The organism is Pseudomonas sp. 05N434, from assembly GCF_056396965.1.
Genome location: NZ_JBFTMK010000650.1, coordinates 1 through 2,532 on the forward strand (window position 1 = coordinate 1; position 2,532 = coordinate 2,532).

The 2,532-nt window shown below is 51.2% G+C and carries 2 protein-coding genes and 1 pseudogene; all 3 read right to left on the reverse strand.

Features of this window, described 5'->3' with window-relative positions:
• The coding region (locus AC1DLB_RS27450; protein ID WP_477786045.1) for a CHASE domain-containing protein at positions 1-689 on the reverse strand (689 nt) is incomplete at its 3' end.
• A 369-nt stretch (positions 690-1,058) separates the two neighbouring features.
• Positions 1,059-1,595: pseudogene (locus tag AC1DLB_RS27455) on the reverse strand (TIM barrel protein); the annotation flags it as partial.
• Positions 1,596-1,919: 324 nt separating this feature from the next.
• Positions 1,920-2,306 carry a DUF3224 domain-containing protein gene (locus AC1DLB_RS27460; RefSeq protein WP_477786046.1) on the reverse strand — a complete coding sequence of 129 codons (387 nt, stop codon included), beginning with the start codon at positions 2,304-2,306 and terminating at the stop codon, positions 1,920-1,922.
• Between the last annotated feature and the right edge of the window lie 226 nt (positions 2,307-2,532).

The following is a 2,532-nucleotide window of genomic DNA, read 5'->3' on the forward strand; positions in this document are numbered from 1 at the left end:
ACGCTGGAGACAACGAACCCCTGCAAATTATCATCGTTCAATGGAACCTCAGGGGGCTTCTGGAATACAGGTGCGACAAAGAAAACCCCCGACTGCCCATTGGTCATTTTCAACGGTTCCGACACAACTATTTGACGTGTTTGTCGTGCCTTGCTCATCAAGGCTTGGCGACCCGGGCGAGCTAGAATATCCATGCCGGGTATGATCTTTACGTCATCGCGCTTCAATAAGTAGAGCAATATCCAGTGTTCCGGCCGGCTGGTGAGGGGGACTCTTTCACCGGTGACGGGATTAATTTCATGATAAGAAAAATCACTGGTACCGTTGAGGAGCGCCTTAGCGCGAAACGTTTGTAGATCCTTCTCGAGAATCCTTGGCACCCAGCTATAGGCTTCGTCCTCTCCAACTAGAGGCGTAACAAATCCCAGAAACTCCTTTTCAGTGACATCGTCGGCGTTGATAAAGAAACGCCTCACAACGTCTAGTTTCAAGACCTGAGTATTAAAGCGTCGTTGCAGGCGACTGAATCTTTCGTCGACCTCCAGTTGAAAAGCAACGCTAACGGTACGCTGCTCTGCCCCTGCGAACAGAATCAGCACCAAGAACGTGACGGCCACCCCAGCTAGGCACACCAGACCGCAAAGGGTCACGTCTGATGCTTTGAGCGCGTTCTGACGAATAGACATCATTTTGTGTTCCTTGCTCATCGCCAAAAATAGCGTGCAGTGACCTGAAGTACTTTTGGAGTATCGGCACACTTGTCGTTATCTTTATAAATCAGACGTTAGAGCAAGGGGCTTATATTAAGGGCTCCAACCAGTTAACGGTTCAAATCTAGAGCTGTCGTGGCAAATGGGGCTGCGAACAGTTATAGACACGTTCGCCGACCCTCCGCAGGCTTCGGCCGATGTGCATGCGTCAGCCAGTCTGGCAGCGCTCAGGCGAACCCAAGCTTGTGAATGGCAAAGTCGCGCAACCCGCTTTTCTGGAGCTTACTCGATCGGCTGATTTTGGCCGGTTGCTACCCTTCGTGACGGGAAGCAACCAGCCATCAAGCGCTAAGTATTTTGCGACTTGAGCCAGCCTAAGCTTGCAACAGTAGTGCTGGAAGGACGGTATTCACATCCGATCCATCCTGTGTATCCACGATGTTCCAGAGTCGCGAACAATTCAGCAAAATTTAAGATGCCTGTCCCCGGCTCGTGGCGACCTGGGCAGTCCGCAATCTGTACGTGGACGGTTCGGTCATAAAACTGATCCAGAACATTTGCGGCGTCGCCGGTCAAAAGCTGTGCATGGTAAAGATCGAGAATCAGTCCAATACTCGGGAAGGCTTCCAGCACCCGTAGCGCTTTGCTGAAATCCGACATGTAGTACCCCGGGATTTCCTTTGGGCTTATCACTTCAATCAGGGGCCGCAACCCCCGATCTTCAAAATATTTGACTGCATATTCCAAGTTGCTCATGAAACTGGGCGCAGCTGAAACTTGTGCAGTAATCCCAGACATGACGTGCACATTTGAGCAGCCCAACACCTTTGCATACCTGGCGGCCAAGGCTAAACCTGCACGAAACTCTTCTTCCTTGCCTTTCAAACAACCGGTTTCTTCGGTAAAGACCCCGACTAACAGTCAATGGAGTTGAAACGCGCCAAGCCACCGATCTCGGCTGCGAGTCCGAGGGATAAATCCAAACGGCAACCAAAGGTCGTTTATGGCCACTATTCTGACTGCCACGACCAGCTGAAAACGCCCCATTACCGGCATTGCCCTTATGAGGTTCCACAAACAGACGGCTTCCTACCCCCTCGTATTTTTAACCTTTCGCGATCGGACACCCTGATGCAACCTCCAGGACAGTGGTGTCCTCTAGGGCATTACCTCAGAACGTTTTCTGACCTATTCGAGTTGGTAATTCATCTAAATACGGTGCGTGCCATCGGTRTCGACTTTGATCCCTCCTGATCCCGATATCCCTYTCAAATCRCCTGTACCACTGCCTCCGACTATGCAGAAAAACTCATCTGCCCGATCAGTGCCGGTTGTGGAGGCAGAGTGRATGAAATTGAAGGCGCCTTCTTTTCCATTCACCGCACCTTTGAAGCTCTCAATAGCGATGTAACTGCCCGTCCTGGTCGTCTGRTCGAACGCCGCAGTAAAAACTGTTGAGGAAACACCGTCGATAGCACCYGAGTAGCATTTCTCCATGGTGCTGATAGACACTGGTAAGGAGGTAGTAATCTCGGGGGTTGGGCTCAGGCCTRTTGGTTTRAAATTCTTAGYAGYAAAAGTGGCTAACGCTTCCATTCACATCCGTCYCTATCCAAATGAGTGAGGTTCTGTTTCTACTCCCCCAGCACAGCACWGAGCCAAAAACGCTYTWCGGAGCTAAGCCTATTTCCATCTATGTGGCAGCAACTCCGAGGTGTCTTCACCGGACTCTTACTTCCGCGCATAGAGAAATGCAGGACGGAAGCCCTTGGCCTGGAACGCTTCCAATTGGCTAGGGGGGCACACCGATCAGGATACACTC